Source organism: Microbacterium sp. 18062, assembly GCF_902706225.1.
Lineage (GTDB): Bacteria > Actinomycetota > Actinomycetes > Actinomycetales > Microbacteriaceae > Microbacterium.
Window position 1 is genome coordinate 52,995 of sequence record NZ_CACSKB010000021.1, and the last position, 16,675, is coordinate 69,669.

The window sequence follows — 16,675 nt, forward strand, 5'->3', positions numbered from 1 at the left end:
GAGTGCGCGGAATGCGCGTCAATGAAGTGCGGTGGCCCCGGCTCCCTCCGGCCTGCCGGGGCCGGAGGGGACTGCGGCTGTCGCCGGTGCGGCGGTGAGCGCGTCGAGGACCGGGACGATGTCACGGACGGCGATCTCGATGCGCGCGTAGGTCTCGGGGGCGAGCAGTGTCGTGCGATCGAAGTCGCCTGCGCTGGCGTAGATCCCCACCGGGACGGTCGCTGCTTGGAAGAACCCGAACAACGGGCGCAGCTCGTGCTCGATGACCAGGGCGTGCCGGTCGCTTCCGCCGGTCGCCACGAGCATCACCGGCTTGTTGGCCAGGGCGTACTGGTCGACGAAGTCGAAGAAGTGCTTGAACAGGCCGGTGTACGAGCCGCGGAACACCGGGGTGCCCGCGATCACGAGGTCGGCGTCCTCGACAGCGGCGACCTCTGCGCGGACCTCTGCGGAGAGGTCCTCGCGCGCGAGCGCACTCGTGAGCCCCGGTCCGAGCGTGGACACCTCGATGCGACGGACCTCGATCTCGCGGGTCGATGCGATCTGATCGGTGATCAGCTCGATGAGCGCGCCGGTCTTGCTCGGCGTGCTGTAGCTGCCGTTGACCGTGACGGTCCGAAGCGGCCTGCTCATGCGGCGGCAGCATCGCGGGAGGCCAGCTCGCGCTGCACGACCGGCAGCACCTCGGTGCCGAGCAGCTCGATCGCCTCGAGCGACTCCTTCTGGGGGCTGTTCCCGAATCCGAGCTGCATGATGTACCGCTCGTGACCGTACGCCTCGTGCTGCAGCAGGATCTTGTCGATGATCTGCTGCGGGCTCCCGATGAACAGCGCGCCCATCTCCGAGGCCGACGCCTCGTATGCGCGTCGGGGCATGAGGTGACCCTGGCCGCGTTGGTGGAAGTTCTCCTTCATCCCCGCCGCGAAGTACGGGTAGGAGATGTCGAGTGCGGCCTGGCTCGTCTTCGCCACGAAGCCGGGCCCGTTCACGCTGACCCTCAGGGTGTCGGACGAGAAACCATGTTCCTCGCCCGCCGCGCGATAGGCGTCGACGAAGGGCGTGAACCCGTCGACCCGGCCGCCGAGGATCCCCAATGCCATCGGCAGTCCACGCGTCGCGGCGCGGATCACGGAGGCGGGGGTGCCCCCCACGGCGACCCAGAGCGGGATTCTGCGGCCCTCGTAAGGACGTGGCGCGATGCTCGCCTCGTGCAATGGCGGGCGAAGGTCGCCCGACCAGGTCACCGGGTCACTGTCCTGGATGCGCGCGAGCAGGTCGAGCTTCTCCTCGAACAGGTCGCCGTAGCTAGCCAGGTCATACCCGAACAGGGGGAACGACTCCGTATACGAGCCGCGTCCGACGATCATCTCGGCGCGACCGTCGGAGATGTTGTCGAGCGTGGAGAACTGCTGGAAGACCCGGACCGGGTCGTCGGAGCTCAGCACCGTCACCGCGCTCGAGAGGCGGATACGACTCGTTCGTGCGGCCATCGCCGCGAGCACCACTGCGGGGGCCGACACGGCGAAGTCGGGGCGATGGTGCTCCCCCACCGCGAACACGCTGAGGCCCGCCTCATCGGCCACCTCGGCCTGTTCGATCAGCTGATGCAGACGCTGCGACGGCGACACCGTCTCCCCCGTCACCGGGTCGGGCGTCAGCTCGCCGAAGTGATAGACACCGATCTCGAACACCATCAGAACTCTCTTCTCTCAGTCGTTGCGGAAACACTCAGGATCGGGAGGAACGATGGGCGTCGGCCGGCACCCATCTCTCGCTCCACGCGGTCAGATCGTCGAGGACCGGCAGCAGCGCACGACCCTTCTCGGTCAGCGCGTACACGCCTCGGGTCGAGCCCGTGCCGGGGAGGACGCGTTCGACCAGCCCGCACCGCAGCAGCTCCCCCAAGCGCGTCGTCAGCACCGCGTCGCTGATCCCCGGGACCGTGCTCTTGAGATCGACGAAACGCAGCGCGCCGCCGCGGAGCACCTGGATCAGAGCGCCGTTCCACCGCTTGCCCAGGATGTCCATCGCCGCCAGGAACGAGGGACACAGAGCAGCGTCCGGCGCTGACGCCGTCGCCGCGCCATCCGTCGTCTCTTTACTCATAAAAACAGAGTAACGCATCCGAGGCGGGGCGGCGCGGCCCGTGGGCTTCGCGCGCGTCAGGCCTCGGACGTGCCAGGAAGACACGGCGACGTCCGGCGGCTGTCCGCTCCCCGAGTACGCTCGGAATCATGCCGCAGCCAGTGCGCTTCGTGTCGTTGCTGTTCCCCGCCGTCACTCAGCTCGACCTGACGGGTCCTGCCCAGGTGTTCTCGCGTCTGCCGGACGCGGAGCAGCACCTCGCGTGGCATCGGGTCGAACCCGTGCCGACCGACGCGGGATTCTCGATCCTGCCGACGACGACGCTCGCGGAGGCTCCGCAGGCCGACGTGCTGTTCGTGCCGGGCGGACAGGGGGCGTTCGATCTCTTCGAGGACGAGATCGCCCTCGCGTTCCTCCGCCGACAGGCAGCCGGGGCACGATACATCACGAGTGTGTGCACGGGTTCCTTCGCGCTGGCCGCCGCAGGTCTCCTGGATGGACGACGAGCGACGAGCCACTGGGCATCGCTCCACCTTCTGGAGCGTCTCGGCGTCGTCCCGGTCGCAGAACGTGTCGTCCGTGACGGAGACATCTTCACCGGAGCCGGAGTGTCCAGCGGGATCGACTTCGCGCTGACGCTCGCCTCCGAGCTGTTCGGTGCGGAGACGGCCAAGCAGGCGCAGCTCGCCATCGAGTACGACCCGGCGCCGCCGTTCGACGCGGGATCGCCGCGACGTCCGGATGCGGACCCCGTCCACGTCGCCGACACGATCGCGAGCGTCGATCGGCACCGCGGCCCGCTCGTCGATCGCGCAGCACGCAAACTCGCCGAGGCCCACTGAGAACGGCCCGTCCTCGATGCCCTCCGGAGAGGTCGGAACGATGCCCGCATCGCACGGGGAGAGCCACACGTCAGCCGTAGAAGAGCTTCTCGAAGAGCCGCCGCGCGCGGCGCGCCGTCCCCATCCAGTCCTCTTCGACCTCTGTCGCCGAATGCGGCGGATACTCCAGGAGACGCCCGATGCCGTCGAGACGACGACGATCGCTCGGGAGCACGTCGCTCGTCTGGCCCGACAGCAGGGTGTTCGCCGAGCGGAGACGGCTCGCCAGGCGCCATGCGTCGCGCAGCCGCGGAACGGCGGTGGCCGGGATGACGTTCGCCTCGCCCGCGACATCGAGCGCCGCGATCGTCGAGGTCGTCTGCAGGCCCGCGATGTCGTGCGCGTGCTGAAGCTGCAGCAGCTGCACCAGCCACTCGACGTCGCTGAGTCCGCCGGGACCGAGCTTCAGGTGTCTCGCGGGATCGACGCCCTGAGGGAGCCGTTCGCTCTCGACCCGCGCCTTGATCCGCTTGATCTCGCGCAGTCCCTGCGGGTCGGCGCGTGCCGGATAGCGCACCCGGTCCGCCAGGGCCGTGAACTCCCGGATGAGCTTCAGACTGCCGGCCACCCCGCGAGCACGCAGCAGCGCCTGCGCCTCCCAGGACAGCGACCAGCGCTCGTAGTACTCGACGTACGAGTCCAACGAGCGCACGAGCGGACCGTTGCGCCCCTCCGGGCGGAGGCCGGCGTCGAGGTCGAGCGGCACCCGGTGGTCCTCGGAGTGGGCGCGGAGGCCCGCGACGAGCTTGAGCGACAGCGCGTGCGCCCGCTCGGGGTCCACCCCGTTCGCGCGATACACGTACAGCACGTCGGCATCCGACCCGAACCCGAGCTCGCGCCCGCCGAAGCGCCCCATCGCGATCACCGAGAAGTCGAGCGCGTCGTCCTCCGGCGGCACGACCTCGCGCCGCACCGCACGGAGCGTGGCCTGGATCGTGACCTCGGTGATCGTCGTGAGCGCATCCGCGAGCGCCTCGATCGTGAGCACTCCCAGCACGGCGGCCATCGCGGTGCGCAGGAGCTCGCGGCGGCGCAGTGACCGCACCGAGCGCATGGCGTCCTCGATCGTGTCGTGACGGGTCTGGATGGCGCGTGCCTCCTCCTGGAGAGCACGACCGGTGCGCGGCCGCAGAAGGTCCTCGTCGTCGAGCCAGGCCGCCGACTCCGGGATCCACTCCATGAGCTCGCCGATGTAGCGGGAGCCGGAGAGCACGCGTGTGAGGCTCTCCGCCGCCGCCGACGAATCGCGCAGCAGGCGCAGGAACCACGGCGTGTTCCCGAGACGCTCGCTGATGCGGCGGAACGCGAGGAGGCCATAGTCCGGGTCGACGCCGTCGGCGAACCAGCGGATCATCACCGGCATCAGGTGGCGCTGGATCGTCGCCTTGCGGCTGAGCCCGGTCGTCAGCGCCGCGATGTGCCGCAGCGCTCCCGCCGGGTCCTGGAATCCGATCGCGGCCAGGCGGTCGTGCGCCTGCGCGGTGGACAGACTGCGCTCGCCCTCCGGCAGCGCGGCGACGGCCGACAGCAGCGGGCGGTAGAAGAGTCGGACGTGGATGTCGCGGACCTCGCGCTTGACCGCCTCCCACAGCTCCCAGACCGCCGCCGCGCCGTCCGCCAGCCCGCTCGCCCGCGCGAGCACCCGGAGGTCCTCGGGACGCTCGGGCATGAGGTGCGTACGGCGGAGCCCCCGCAGCTGCACGCGGTGCTCGAGCACCCGGAGGATGCGATAGTCACGGGCGAAGACCGCCGCCTCGGCCCGCCCGATGTAGCCCTCCGCGACCAGCGCGTCGAGGGCGTCGAGCGTACCGCGCTGCCGGATGCGATCGTCGGTCAGCCCGTGCACGAGCTGCAGCAGCTGCACGGTGAACTCGATGTCCCGGATGCCGCCGGGGCCGAGCTTGAGCTGCGAGGCGACCTCCGCCGGCGGGATGTGGTCGGTCACGCGCTCGCGCATGCGCTGGACGCTGTCCACGAAGTTCTCGCGCGCAGCGCTCGTCCAGATCTTCGGCTGGACCGCGGCGACGTACGCCTCCCCCAACGCCGCGTCGCCGGCGAGCGCACGCGCCTTCAGCAGTGCCTGGAACTCCCAGCTCTTCGCCCACCGCGCGTAGTACGACAGGTGCGAGTCGAGGGTGCGCACGAGCGCGCCCTGCTTGCCCTCCGGGCGGAGGTTCGCGTCGACCTCCCAGAGCGGCGGCTCCACCTCGACGCCGGAGATGCCCTGCATCGTCTGCACCGCGAGGCGCGTCGCGATGTCGATGACCCGGCTCTCGCCGAACTCCTCGAAGGCGGCGTCCTCGGCACCGCACACGAAGATGACGTCGACGTCGCTGACGTAGTTGAGCTCGCGAGCACCGGTCTTTCCCATCCCGATGATCGCGAGCTGCGTCGCGGCCACCTGCTCGCGGGGGAAGAGCCCGCCGGGCCGTCCGCGGCTCACCCGGGTGCGTGCGACGCTCAGGGAGGCCTCGAGCGCCGCACCGGCCGCGTCCGCGAGCGCCGCCGACACCGGCGCGAGAACAGCCTCCGCGTCTCCCGCGAGCAGGTCGAACGCCGCGATGCGGGCGAGGATGCGGCGGTAGGCGACGCGGAGGGCCACCCACGCCGACTCGTCCCCGTCCGCGGCGAAGCCGTCCTCGTCCTCGACGGCGGCCAGCAGCTCCGCCCGCATCAGCTCGGACGACGGCAGCCCGCCCCGCGCTCCCGCCAGGTGGACGATCTCGCCGGGATGGCGGAAGTAGAACTCCGCGAATCCCTCGGAGGCCCCGAGGATCGCCCACACCGCCGGGCGCGAGAGATCGTCGAGGATGACCTCGCGCACGACGTCGGCCTCCCGCCGCGCGACACGCGCGAGCGCACGAAGCGCCCCATCCGGGTCCGCCGCACGTCCGAGGTCCGCCGTGAGCATCTCACGGTCGACCGACAACAGCCCGGCGAGCTCGTCGAGCAGCTCGAGCGCCGCCCCGATGTCGCCCAGCCCGAGCCGGGCGAGCACGGTACGAGGAGACGACGAGGAGCGATCCGATCCGGCCATGCCGGGCTCAGAGCATCTCGAGGTTGCTCTTCAGCTCGAAGGGCGTGACCTGGGAGCGGTAGCCCGCCCATTCCTTGCGCTTGTTCAGCAGCACGTAGGTGAAGACCTGCTCGCCGAGCGTCTCGGCGACCAGCTCCGACTCCTCCATGTAGCCGAGCGCCTGGTCGAGGCTGGTCGGCAGCGGTGCGTACCCGAGGGCGCGGCGTTCGGCATCGGACAGCGACCACACGTTGTCCTCCGCCTCGGCGGGAAGCTCGTAGCCCTCCTCGATGCCCTTGAGGCCTGCGGCCAGCATGAGCGCGTATGCGAGGTACGGGTTGGCCGCGGAGTCCAGCGCACGGTACTCGACGCGCGACGACTGGCCCTTGTTCGGCTTGTACATCGGCACGCGCACGAGCGCGGACCGGTTGTTGTGACCCCAGCAGATGAAGCTCGGCGCCTCGTCACCGCCCCAGAGCCGCTTGTAGGAGTTGACGAACTGGTTGGTCACCGCCGAGATCTCGTTCGCGTGGCGCAGCAGCCCCGCGATGAACTGCCGGCCGACCTTCGAGAGCTGGTACTGACCGCCCTCCTCGTAGAAGGCGTTGAGGTCGCCCTCGAACAGCGACATGTGCGTGTGCATGCCGCTGCCCGGCTGGCCGCTCAGCGGCTTCGGCATGAAGGTCGCGTAGACCCCCTGCTCGATCGCCACCTCCTTGACGACCGTGCGGAACGTCATGATGTTGTCGGCCGTGGTCAGGGCGTCCGCGTAGCGCAGATCGATCTCGTTCTGGCCGGGACCGCCCTCGTGGTGGCTGAACTCCACCGAGATGCCGAGATCCTCGAGCATCCGCACGGACCGACGACGGAAGTCGTGCGCCGTGCCCCCGGGCACGTTGTCGAAGTACCCCGCCGAATCGACCGGCTCCGGACCCTCTGCGCCATAGGTCGAGGACTTCAGCAGGTAGAACTCGATCTCGGGGTGGGTGTAGAACGTGAACCCGGCATCCGCCGCCTTCGCCAGCGTGCGCTTGAGCACGTGCCGCGGGTCGGCGACCGCGGGCTGCCCGTCGGGCGTCGTGATGTCGCAGAACATGCGCGCCGTCGGGTCGATCTCACCGCGCCACGGCAGGATCTGGAACGTCGTCGGGTCGGGGTGGGCGAGCAGATCCGACTCGAACGTCCGGGTGAGGCCCTCGATCGCGGATCCGTCGAACCCGAGGCCCTCGGCGAACGCGCCCTCGACCTCGGCCGGCGCGATCGCGACCGACTTGAGCGTGCCGATCACGTCCGTGAACCACAGGCGGACGAACTTGACGCCGCGCTCTTCGATCGTGCGCAACACGAAGTCCCGCTGCTTGTCCATCGATTCCCCTCCACCGCCGGCCTCGGCCGGATCAGATCATTCGGCTGCGCGCGTCGACCAGACGCGCGCGGGTCTCACTCGTCTTCTTCGCGCTCGTCGTCCTCGGCCCACTGCCGGGACCGCTCCTTGAGCAGCTCCGGAGCGTTCGCAGCCTCTTCGGCGGTGTCGAACGGACCTGCGCGGTCGATGACCGGAGACGCGAAGCCGCGTTCCACTTCACCGGTCGTCAGGTTGTACCAGTACTTGTCGTTCTCGTCGCTCACCGAAGACTCCTCGCTGTCCCTGTCGATCCTACTGATCCGCGGAGTCGTCCTGGATAGGCTGGACGCATGGCATCTGAGAAGAACCTCGCAGTCGGCATCGACATCGGCGGCACCGGCATCAAGGGCGGCATCGTGGACCTGGGGCGCGGTGAGCTCGTCAGCGATCGGATCAAGGTCTCGACGCCGGCCGGTGCTCAGCCCGACGACATCCTGCTCGCCGTTCGCACCGTCCTCGACACGCTCGGCGTCGCCGACTCCGACTACCCGCTCGGCGTGGCGTTCCCCGCCATCGTCAAGAACGGTCGCACCCGGTCCGCCGCCAACGTCTCGGACCGATGGATCGACTTCCCCGCCGAGGAGTTCTTCGAGAAGGGGCTCGGGCGCGACATCCACTTCGCGAACGACGCGGACGTCGCGGGCGTGGCGGAGCTGCGCTTCGGCGCCGCCAAGGACGCCGTGGGCCTGACGATCCTGACGACGCTCGGGACCGGCATCGGCTCGGCGATGATCTACGACAGCACCCTCATCCCGAACTCCGAGCTCGGCCACCTGCAGCGTGCGAAGCACGGCAAGGACGCCGAGGCCTACGCCGCCTACTCCGCGATGGAGCGCGACAGCCTCGACTGGGAGGAGTGGGCGGCCCGTCTGCAGTGGTACTACCGCCACGTCGAGTTCCTCTTCAGCCCCGACCTGTTCATCGTCGGCGGCGGGGTGTCCAAGCACGCCGACAAGTTCCTCCACCTGCTGGATCTCAAGACGCCGATCGTGCCCGCCGTCCACCGCAACAACGCCGGGATCATCGGGGCGGCGGCGCTCTCGCTCGGCGCCGCGCCTCAGCTCGCCGACACGGTCACCGGAGCCTAGGACGACACGGCGTACAGGGGGCGAATGGGCCGGCCTGTACGCCGGGTTCTGTCCGGGGGCGTGACGCCCCGTGGACGGTCATCTCTCTCGGCGACACGTTGCCGTGCCGCTCCAGCGGCCTACCCGGGGACTCGGCGGGCCGCGTCGTCATCCCCTGTCTGGCCTTGCTCCGGGCGAGGTTTGCCGTGCGGGTCGTGTCACCACGACCCCGGTGGTCTCTTACACCACCCTTTCACCCTTACCGGGACGAGTCCCGGCGGTCTGCTCTCTGTGGCACTGTCTCGCGGATCGCTCCGGGTGGGTGTTACCCACCGCCCTGCCCTGCGGAGCCCGGACGTTCCTCGGCGCGATCTCCCGCGACGCGACCGTCCAGCCGACCCATTCGCGCTCTCGAGTCTATCGGTGCTCGTCCTACGACTCGCCGTCCGCCCGGGCGTCCCCGGTGACGGCGACATCGAGCGGGAAGTCGATCGGGAACGACCCGAACAGCCGACGGCCCGCCGCCTCGGCAGCCTCGGCGAGCGCGGCGCCCACCGCGTCCGCGATGTCTGCCGGCGCGTGAACCATGACCTCGTCGTGCAGGAAGAAGACGAGATGGGGACGGCCGGCGAACACGACGCCCGACCGCTCGGCACGGGCTCCGCTCGTCTCTCCGAGCGCGTCGAGCCGTCGCCGGATCTCCGCCAGCCAGCACAGCGCCCACTCGGCCGCCGTACCCTGGACGACGAAGTTGCGGGTGAACCGTCCGCGGTCACGGGCAGCCCGCCGCGCCCGGTCACGGGCGGCGGCGTCCGCGTTCTCCTCCACGGCATCCGCAGCGAGGGCGAGCCATTCCGCATCCGGCGCGGGCGAGGTGCGGCCCAGCCACGTACGCACCGTGCCGCCGTCCTCGCCGGCGGCGGCCGCGTCGTCCACGAGTCGCATGGCCGCCGGGTAGGCCCGACGCAGCCGGGGGACCAGCCGGCCGCTCTCCCCCGTCGTCGCGCCGTACATCGCCCCCAGCACGGCGTACTTCGCCTCCTCGCGGGTCTCGACCGCGCCGGACTCGACGATGCCGGTGTAGAGGTCCCGCCCGCGAGCGGCCTGGGCCAGCGCCAGATCCCGGGACATGCCGGCGAGCACCCGCGGCTCCAGCTGCGCGACATCCGCATCGACGATCACCCACCCGTCGTCCGCGACGACCGCCGGCCGCAGCAGGCGCGGGATCTGCAGCGCGCCGCCGCCGCTGGACGCCCACCGTCCGGTCACGACGCCGCCGGGGACGTAGACCGGCCGGAACCGTCCGTCCCGCACCCACTCGTCGAGCCAGGCCCAGCCGTTCGCGACCCACAGCCGCGACATGCGCTTGTATGCAAGGAGCGGCGCCACCACCGGATGCGACTGCTCCACGAGCTCCCAGCGGCTCGTGGAGGTCACCTGCATCCCCGCGCGTCGAAGCGCCCGCAGGAGCTTCGGCGGCGAGTCGACGTTCGCCGCGGGGTCCCCCAGCGCGTCGCGCACCCGCTCCGCGAGCTCGGCCATCCGCTCGGGCACGCCCGACGACGGCGACCGCCGCCCCAGGGTCTCGACCAGGATGCGGTCGTGACGTGCCGCACTCCAGGGAAGACCCGCGGCACGCATCTCCTCCGCGATGAGCGCACCCGCTGACTCGCCGTGCAGGAGCAGCCGCAGCCGACGCGGGTCGTCCGCCGCGTCGATCGCGCGCCACTGGAGGAGCAGCTCCGCCGCCGCCTGCTCCGCGTCCACGACGTCACGCTCGGCGAGGTCGAACAGCGCGTCGTGACCGGCGTGCTGTTCCGGCGGCAGGTCCCAGTCCGAGGCCGGCCCCCACGACTCGCGGATGCTGCCGCGCAGTATCCGGTGGCACAGTCGGAGATCCCACGCGCGATCGACCCGGGCACCGGCGCGCAGGAGATCGGGATAGGTGTGCGCGGTGTCTCCCCAGACCCACCTCGTCTCGGCCCGAGCGGCCACGAGCTCCGTGGCCCGCGTCGCGTCCCACCGCGCGCGGGCGAGCACCGTGCCGTCGGCCGCGAGATCGATCAGCTCGTCTTCACTGCCGGGCGCGAGGACGCTCCAGCGCGTCGCGGGGTCAGCGCGCTCGGTGGACACCGTGCTGAGCCGCACGGGAGTGCGATCGAATCGGTCTCACAACCCGGATTCCGAGGTGCGCACGAGGATGCATCCGCACTCGGGGCAGGTCACGACGGCGTCGTCCTCCGCCTGGCGCAGCCTGTTCAGATCCGTGCCCGAGAGCATCATGTGGCATCCGAGGCACGTGCGCCCCTGCACGAGAGCTGCGCCCGCACTGCGCTCGGACAGCTTCTCGTAGAGCGCGAGGAGCGGGCCGGGGACGCCTGCCGCCACGGCGGCGCGGTCGCGGGTCAGCTGATCGTGGAGCGCCGATGCCTCCGCCACGTGGAGCTTGGCCGCGCCGGAGAGCTGCGCACCCTCCTCGTTGGTCGTCGCGATCAGGGCCTCCTGTTCGGCGACCGCGAGCTCGGCGGCCTCCAGGTCCTCCATGAGAACGAGCTGGGCGTCCTCGAGCTCGTTCTGGCGCCGACGGAGCGAGGCGAGCTCGTGCTCGATCCCCACGGCGTCCTTCGCGCTCGTCGTCGTCCGCAGCAGTTCGTCGTCGCGGGCACGACGCGCCGTCACGACGGCGACGTCCGCCTCGATCCTACGCAACTCCGCCTGCAGGTCGTCGACCGCCCCGCGGCGGTTCGACAGCTCGTGCGAGAGCGACTGGCGAAGGGCGACGAGCTCCTGCACCCGGGCTGCCTGCGGAGGGTTGCGGCGCGCCGCATCCGCCTGCGTCCGGCGGGTGTCGAGGGCAGCGAGATCGAGGAGCCGAAGCTGGTCGGCGGGAGCGGCATTCACCCTCCCAACCTACGCCAGTCACCGCCCGGCGAGCGGGGACAGCGGATGAACCACTGTTACCCCCCGTGTCGCGCGATGCGGGCCTCGGCGACGAGAATCGTTAGTTTCATTCCGATCGACTCCGACCTGCGAGAGGATGCACGATGACGACCTCGGTCACGCACGTGCCGGACGGGACGGCGTATGCGGTCCCCGCCGCTCGGCTTCGTTTTCGCAGCCTCTCCCGTTCCTTCGGCTCCCACGCGGTCCTGCAGGACATCGATCTCGTCGTCGAACCCGGAGAGCTCGTGGCGATCCTCGGCGCCTCCGGCTCGGGAAAGTCCACCCTCCTGCGCATCGCCGGCGGACTCGACGTCGCGAGCGGCGGCGATGTGCTCATCGACGACGACCCGATCCGCGGAATCGACCCGCGGATCGCGATCGGCTTCCAGGAGCCGCGCCTGCTGCCCTGGCGTTCCGTCGCCCAGAACATCGCCCTGGGCCTGCCCCGTGGACTGCCCCGCGCCGAGCGGGACGCTCGCATCGACGGGCTCCTCGGCCTCATCGGCCTCACCGACTTCGCGCACCATCGCCCGCGCCAGATATCCGGGGGGATGGCCCAGCGCACCTCCCTCGCCCGCGCGCTCGCCCGCAGACCCGGTGTGCTTCTCCTGGACGAGCCGTTCGGAGCGCTCGACGCATTGACCCGGCTGCGGATGCAAGATCTGCTGCTGTCGGTGCTCGCCGAGGCGCCGACCACGACGCTGCTCGTGACGCACGACGTCGACGAGGCGGTGCAGCTGGCCGATCGCATCATCGTGCTCGGCGCGGACGACGACGCCCCCGGCGCCGGAATCCAACAGCTGCTCACCGTGCCGGGAGACCGCCCTCGCGATCGCGGCTCCGCCGAGCTCGCCGAGATGCGCGCGCGGCTGCTCGGCGCGCTCGGCATCGATCGCCACGCGCACTGACCTGCGGCGCATCCACGCCATGTCCCCTCACCACCGCCCATCGAAAGGCCCATCCATGTCTGTTCGCCGTCGCTCGCTCGGCCTCGCCGCCGGCGCCGTCATCGCCACACTCGCCCTCTCCGGTTGCGTCGCGGGCGAAGACGCCCCCGCCGAGGCCGACGCCACCTCGGGCACCTCGGGCACCTCGACGACCCTCACGCTCGACTGGGCCACGTACAACCCGCTCAGCCTGATCGTGAAGGACCAGGGCTGGCTCGAGGAGGAGGGCTACACGATCGAGTGGGTGCAGTCGCTCAGCTCTTCGAAGGCGAACGAGGCGCTCCGTGCCGGGGCCATCGACTTCGGATCGACGGCGGGCTCGGCGGCGCTGCTCGCCCGCGCCAACGGCTCCCCCCAGCAGATCGTCGACGTCGTCGCGCAGCCGGAATGGGCCGCCCTCGTCGTCCCGGCGGGCTCAGAGATCACCTCGGTCGCCGACCTCGCAGGTAAGCGCGTGGCCGCCGCGCTCGGCACCGACCCCTACTTCTTCCTCGTGCAGGCGCTCGAGGCGAACGGTCTCGGCATCGACGACGTGACGGTCGAGAACGTCCTGCACGCGGACGGCTGGGCCGCGCTCCAGTCGGGCTCCGTCGACGCATGGTCGGGCTTGGACCCGATCATGGCCACGGCCGAGGCGAGCGGGGCGGAGTTGCTCTACCGCAACCTCGACTTCAACTCCTTCAGCGTGCTGAACGCGACGGAGGAGATCATCGAGACGAACCCCGACGCCGTCCAGGCCGTCGTCGACGCCTATGAGCGCGCCCGTGCGTGGGCGCTCGAGAACCCCGATGAGACGGCGCAGATCCTCGCCGACGCCGCGGTGATCGACCTCAGCGTGGCGCAGAAGGTCATCGACGAGCGCGAGGGGCTCGACATCGATCCGGTCCCGGGCGAGGCGCTCGCGTCCGTCCTCGCCCCGATCGGCGCGATCCAGGTGGCGCTGGGCGACGTCACCAGCCAGCAGTCGATCGACGCCGCGCTCGACACGCTGTTCGCGCCCCAGTTCGCCGAGAAGGCCGCCGGCTGACGCCGGGCATGGCGAGGGGACGACGATGAGCACGACCGGGACCAAGCGCACCGTCGCCGATCCGCCGCAGACGGGACCGCTGTCGCGGCGTGGTGTGCGGATCGCGGTGGGCGCGGTCGTCCCGGTCGCGCTCGTCGTCGTCTGGTTCCTCCTCACGATCCCCGGCGATCCGATCGTCCCGCCCTTCAAGTTCCCGAGCCCCGCATCGGTGATCGATGCCGCCGTGACGCTCGCCGAGCGCGGCGAGCTCGGACAGTTCATCGCCATCTCGGTGCAGCGGGTCGTGCTGGGATTCACCGCCGGGGCGCTCCTGGGGATCGCGTTCGGCGGTCTCATCGGCCTCTCCCGCCTCTGGGACGCCACGCTCTCCCCGTCGCTGGGCATCGTGCGCGCGGTGCCCAGCCTCGCCTGGGTGCCGCTTCTGCTCGTCTGGTTCCAGATGGGCGAGCAGTCGAAGATCATCCTCATCGCGATCGGCGCCTTCTTCCCGGTCTTCACCACGGTGTCCCTGGCGCTCAGACATGTCGACCCGCATCTCGTGGAGCTGGGCCGCTCGTTCGGGTTCGGCGGTCTCCGCCTCTTCTTCACCGTGCAGCTGCCCGCCGTGCTGCCGTCGCTGTTCTCCGGGCTGCGGCTCGCTCTCGTCCAGGCATGGCTGTTCCTCGTCGCCGCGGAGCTGCTGGGGGCGTCGATGGGGCTCGGCTTCCTGCTCCTGCGGGGGCAGAACAATGGGCGGGTCGATCAGATCGTGCTCGCCATCATCGTGCTGGCGGTCCTCGGCAAGCTCACCGACTCGTTGCTCGCGCTCCTGCAGAAGTGGGCCGTGCGCCGCTGGGGCTGACCTCCGCCCGCGTCCCATGGCCGCGACCGCGACGGCCGGGAACGAACACCCAGGTGTGATGTCCGGGCAGATTGTTGAGCCTGCTGGTGGGCGCGGCTCCAATGGCGGAGTGGCGCCTGTGGTGATTGTAGAAGTGGATCTATCCGGGCGGGGCATCCCGACGCTCGACCCCTGAACTGCAGAACCGGGCGTAGGCCCAGCCGTCGGCAAGAGTGCAGTGGAAACGCTCGATCTTCCCGTTGGTCCGTGGCCGGTAGGGGCGGGTGCGTTCGGGTCGGATGCTGAGCTCGATGCAGGCGTCACGCCAGGCGAACGAGCGATATGCGGAGCCCTTCGCCCGTCAGCAGATCATCCGCGATTCACGCAACAACCTCCCTGGACATCAGCTGTACCAGTCGATGGCATTCTCAACCTCGGCCCGCGCCCTGGCAGCGACGAGTGCGCAGTGGCGATGGACACGAGTGCCATAGTTCCCGGTGCCGACGACTGCGAACGCGACGCCGAGATACAGCACCGTGACAATCAGATGGTCAGCAGCGTTGCGAGCGGCAGGGTGGGTTTGACGTTGCACCGGACGGCACGCCAAGCGCACTGATTGCGAACGCAAGTCCATGTTCGTGCCCGACCTCGAAGCCGACGTCGAGGACTACTACCGGCGCGTACAGATACCCGAGCAGATCCTGCCCACGTTGCGCGAGCTGGTCACCAGCGAGTTCGACCGGCTCCACGAAGTCGCCGGACAGGAAGCCCATGCCTACAAGATCGAACACGACGCGCTCCGCGATGAACGCCAGAAGCTCCTGCAGGCCCACTACGCCGGCGCTGTGCCCCTCGACCTCCTGGGAAGCGAGCAGGACCGCGTCGCCCGTCGGCTGGCGTTCCTCGACACGCAGATCAACGCCGGCGACATCGAGTACGAACAAGCCAAAGCGCACCTGGATGACTGCCTCGCCCTCGCAGACGACATGCACGCGATCTACATGAGCATCGACGACTCACTGCGCCGGATCGCCAACCAAGCCTTCTTCGACAGACTCATCGTCGTCGACGACGACACCAGCAACCGCGACGCCGGCCTGCCGTTCAACGTCTTCTTCAACCCCGACGTCCAGATTCCGCCGTCCGCCACCAAGGACGGACGGCGGAATCTGGAACTCGAACCGGTGATGTCGCTGGTTTGAACAACGACCTTCTGGTGGGCCACTCGTCACCTTCATCTACGCGCTGAGGTACCGGTCCCGGCCCGACGCCATCAGCCTGTTCGCACCGGAGCTTCCGCTGCGCCCCGGCGTCCAGGAGCCTGCAGACGGGCTGACTATCGCCGGCGTCCTCAGGGACGGAAGTCCCGACAGATGGGGTCGTGGTGTCATCGAACGCCGACGAGGTGTCGCGCCGAATTCCCTCAGCGAGATCGACTACATGCTGAGTTCTAGTTCGAATCGTTTCGGAGCGCTGGACTTTCAAGTCAGCCGTGAGAACTACGTTGCCCGGGACGACTCAGCGACGCTCGATGAGTTGCATGAGGCGGCCATCATTCTCGATGAGGGTGGAGAACTGTCATCGGGTCTTGATGCGGCACTGTTGCATGGCACGACCCTCGGAGGTGCACGACCGAAGGCGACTCTCACCGATAACGATGGGGGCGAGTGGCTCGCGAAGTTCGCGTCATCTGACGACCGCGTGTTCTCAGTGGTGAACGCCGAAGGGGTGATGCTTGAGCTCGCGCGCAGGGCGAGCATAACCGTACCGGAGAGCAAAGTCATCTCTTCCCTCGGCAACGAAGTTCTTCTCGTCAAGCGATTTGATCGAGACGGTACTGGCGGACGACGCCACGTGGTTTCTGGTCTGACGATGGCGCAGACCGACGAAATGTACGCCCGGTATGTGTCCTACCCGCAGATCCTCGATGTGCTTCGTATGTATGCGAAGGACGCAACTCAGCCCGGGCCGGAGCTGTTCCGGCGCATCGCGATGAACATCGCCATCAGCAACAACGACGACCATGCTCGGAACCACGCCGCATTCTGGGACGGGAGGTACCTGGAGTTGACCCCGGCCTACGACCTCGCGCCGGGGCAGAGATCAGGCGACACATTCGAGCAGGCGATGGCTTTCGGACGAGGTGACCGCGGCGCGAAGGTGTCCAACTTCGCGGCTCTGGTGGGCGAGTCGGAGACCTACGGACTCAGTGCGGCAGAAGGGCGGTACATTATCGACCATCTCGTGTCTACCATCCGCGACAACTGGGACGATGCTGCCGAGGTCGCGCGCCTGAGCGCCGCAGACAAGCAGAATCTTCGCGAAAGGCAGGTGCTGCCGAGGGCCGCGTTCTTCGGGGTCAAGTCCCGTGGCGTGGTGTCACTTCGGTTGTTCCTGTGATGGATGGGGTCAGGCGGTGAGGTGGAGCTCGGGACGGGCGGGTTCTGCGTGGTCGTGGAGGGTGTGGATGAGTTTGCGCATGGA

15 protein-coding genes, 1 other RNA gene and 1 pseudogene are annotated in these 16,675 nt (G+C 69.5%); 7 read left to right on the top strand and 10 right to left on the bottom strand.

The features are described from left to right. Positions 1-18: 18 nt before the first annotated feature. From msuE to GVL03_RS09745, 3 genes are read right to left on the bottom strand one after another with little or no spacing between them, the layout of a single operon-like run. Positions 19-633, bottom strand: a complete 615-nt coding sequence (gene msuE, locus GVL03_RS09735; RefSeq protein WP_159500794.1) for an FMN reductase — start codon at positions 631-633, stop codon at positions 19-21. Then, positions 630-1,694, bottom strand: coding sequence for an LLM class flavin-dependent oxidoreductase (locus tag GVL03_RS09740; RefSeq protein ID WP_159500795.1), 1,065 nt, complete (start codon positions 1,692-1,694; stop codon positions 630-632). Before GVL03_RS09740 ends, msuE begins: the two co-directional genes overlap by 4 nt. A 34-nt stretch (positions 1,695-1,728) precedes the next feature. Next, a complete protein-coding gene (locus GVL03_RS09745; protein WP_159500796.1) occupies positions 1,729-2,106 on the bottom strand; it encodes a helix-turn-helix domain-containing protein in 378 nt (125 codons plus the stop codon). Between the two features lie 128 nt (positions 2,107-2,234). On the opposite strand from GVL03_RS09745, the gene GVL03_RS09750 reads away from it, so the two are divergent. Next, positions 2,235-2,927, top strand: a complete 693-nt coding sequence (locus GVL03_RS09750; protein WP_159500797.1) for a DJ-1/PfpI family protein — start codon at positions 2,235-2,237, stop codon at positions 2,925-2,927. 70 nt (positions 2,928-2,997) lie between these two features. On the opposite strand, the gene GVL03_RS09755 is transcribed toward GVL03_RS09750, so the two are convergent. The 3 genes from GVL03_RS09755 to GVL03_RS09765 form a co-directional block, all read right to left on the bottom strand. After that, complete coding sequence (locus GVL03_RS09755) at positions 2,998-6,003, bottom strand: bifunctional [glutamine synthetase] adenylyltransferase/[glutamine synthetase]-adenylyl-L-tyrosine phosphorylase (RefSeq protein ID WP_159500798.1); 3,006 nt, start codon at positions 6,001-6,003, stop codon at positions 2,998-3,000. Positions 6,004-6,010: 7 nt separating this feature from the next. After that, positions 6,011-7,348 carry a glutamine synthetase family protein gene (locus tag GVL03_RS09760; protein WP_159500799.1) on the bottom strand — a complete coding sequence of 446 codons (1,338 nt, stop codon included), beginning with the start codon at positions 7,346-7,348 and terminating at the stop codon, positions 6,011-6,013. Between the two features lie 74 nt (positions 7,349-7,422). Continuing rightward, positions 7,423-7,611 carry an SPOR domain-containing protein gene (locus GVL03_RS09765; RefSeq protein ID WP_159500800.1) on the bottom strand — a complete coding sequence of 63 codons (189 nt, stop codon included), beginning with the start codon at positions 7,609-7,611 and terminating at the stop codon, positions 7,423-7,425. 66 nt (positions 7,612-7,677) lie between these two features. Between GVL03_RS09765 and ppgK the strand changes: the two genes are divergently transcribed. Continuing rightward, positions 7,678-8,475, top strand: a complete 798-nt coding sequence (gene ppgK, locus GVL03_RS09770) for a polyphosphate--glucose phosphotransferase (protein WP_159500801.1) — start codon at positions 7,678-7,680, stop codon at positions 8,473-8,475. 21 nt (positions 8,476-8,496) lie between these two features. Here ppgK and rnpB read toward each other — a convergent pair. The 3 genes from rnpB to GVL03_RS09785 all read right to left on the bottom strand — a co-directional run bounded on the left by rnpB (position 8,497) and on the right by GVL03_RS09785 (position 11,355). Then, an RNA gene (gene rnpB / locus GVL03_RS09775) (RNase P RNA component class A) lies at positions 8,497-8,856 on the bottom strand. 30 nt (positions 8,857-8,886) lie between these two features. Continuing rightward, on the bottom strand, positions 8,887-10,602 hold the full coding sequence (locus GVL03_RS09780; protein ID WP_159500802.1) for a bifunctional 3'-5' exonuclease/DNA polymerase: 1,716 nt from the start codon (positions 10,600-10,602) through the stop codon (positions 8,887-8,889). A gap of 21 nt (positions 10,603-10,623) precedes the next feature. Further along, a complete protein-coding gene (locus tag GVL03_RS09785; RefSeq protein ID WP_159500803.1) occupies positions 10,624-11,355 on the bottom strand; it encodes a zinc ribbon domain-containing protein in 732 nt (243 codons plus the stop codon). A 143-nt stretch (positions 11,356-11,498) separates the two neighbouring features. Here GVL03_RS09785 and GVL03_RS09790 point away from each other — a divergent pair, with 143 nt between their 5' ends. Genes GVL03_RS09790 through GVL03_RS09800 form a run of 3 tightly spaced genes read left to right on the top strand, consistent with a single transcriptional unit; the run spans position 11,499 to position 14,212 of the window. Further along, positions 11,499-12,305: an ABC transporter ATP-binding protein gene (locus tag GVL03_RS09790; RefSeq protein WP_159500804.1), complete on the top strand. Its 807-nt coding sequence runs from the start codon at positions 11,499-11,501 to the stop codon at positions 12,303-12,305. Positions 12,306-12,360: 55 nt separating this feature from the next. Then, positions 12,361-13,371 (top strand): aliphatic sulfonate ABC transporter substrate-binding protein, encoded by a 1,011-nt coding sequence (locus GVL03_RS09795; RefSeq protein WP_159500805.1) that lies wholly within the window; start codon positions 12,361-12,363, stop codon positions 13,369-13,371. Positions 13,372-13,396: 25 nt separating this feature from the next. After that, positions 13,397-14,212 (top strand): ABC transporter permease, encoded by an 816-nt coding sequence (locus tag GVL03_RS09800; protein WP_159500806.1) that lies wholly within the window; start codon positions 13,397-13,399, stop codon positions 14,210-14,212. Here the strand turns inward: GVL03_RS09800 and GVL03_RS22320 are convergent. Further along, a pseudogene (locus GVL03_RS22320) lies at positions 14,157-14,543 on the bottom strand (integrase core domain-containing protein); the annotation flags it as partial. The gene GVL03_RS09800 and the pseudogene GVL03_RS22320 overlap by 56 nt on opposite strands. A gap of 280 nt (positions 14,544-14,823) precedes the next feature. Between GVL03_RS22320 and GVL03_RS09810 the strand changes: the two are divergent. Continuing rightward, positions 14,824-15,393 (top strand): hypothetical protein, encoded by a 570-nt coding sequence (locus GVL03_RS09810; protein WP_159500807.1) that lies wholly within the window; start codon positions 14,824-14,826, stop codon positions 15,391-15,393. 238 nt (positions 15,394-15,631) lie between these two features. Next, positions 15,632-16,591: a type II toxin-antitoxin system HipA family toxin gene (locus tag GVL03_RS09815; RefSeq protein ID WP_159500808.1), complete on the top strand. Its 960-nt coding sequence runs from the start codon at positions 15,632-15,634 to the stop codon at positions 16,589-16,591. Positions 16,592-16,675 lie beyond the last annotated feature (84 nt).

Bases quoted from the DNA above. Each gene is read 5' to 3' on its own strand.
- ppgK (WP_159500801.1), top strand. From the start codon at position 7,678: ATGGCATCTGAGAAGAACCTCGCAGTCGGCATCGACATCGGCGGCACC.
- GVL03_RS09760 (WP_159500799.1), bottom strand. From the start codon at position 7,348: ATGGACAAGCAGCGGGACTTCGTGTTGCGCACGATCGAAGAGCGCGGC.
- GVL03_RS09750 (WP_159500797.1), top strand. From the start codon at position 2,235: ATGCCGCAGCCAGTGCGCTTCGTGTCGTTGCTGTTCCCCGCCGTCACT.
- GVL03_RS09755 (WP_159500798.1), bottom strand. From the start codon at position 6,003: ATGGCCGGATCGGATCGCTCCTCGTCGTCTCCTCGTACCGTGCTCGCC.
- GVL03_RS09815 (WP_159500808.1), top strand. From the start codon at position 15,632: ATGCTGAGTTCTAGTTCGAATCGTTTCGGAGCGCTGGACTTTCAAGTC.
- msuE (WP_159500794.1), bottom strand. From the start codon at position 633: ATGAGCAGGCCGCTTCGGACCGTCACGGTCAACGGCAGCTACAGCACG.
- GVL03_RS09790 (WP_159500804.1), top strand. From the start codon at position 11,499: ATGACGACCTCGGTCACGCACGTGCCGGACGGGACGGCGTATGCGGTC.
- GVL03_RS09810 (WP_159500807.1), top strand. From the start codon at position 14,824: ATGTTCGTGCCCGACCTCGAAGCCGACGTCGAGGACTACTACCGGCGC.
- GVL03_RS09740 (WP_159500795.1), bottom strand. From the start codon at position 1,694: ATGGTGTTCGAGATCGGTGTCTATCACTTCGGCGAGCTGACGCCCGAC.
- GVL03_RS09800 (WP_159500806.1), top strand. From the start codon at position 13,397: ATGAGCACGACCGGGACCAAGCGCACCGTCGCCGATCCGCCGCAGACG.
- GVL03_RS09745 (WP_159500796.1), bottom strand. From the start codon at position 2,106: ATGAGTAAAGAGACGACGGATGGCGCGGCGACGGCGTCAGCGCCGGAC.
- GVL03_RS09795 (WP_159500805.1), top strand. From the start codon at position 12,361: ATGTCTGTTCGCCGTCGCTCGCTCGGCCTCGCCGCCGGCGCCGTCATC.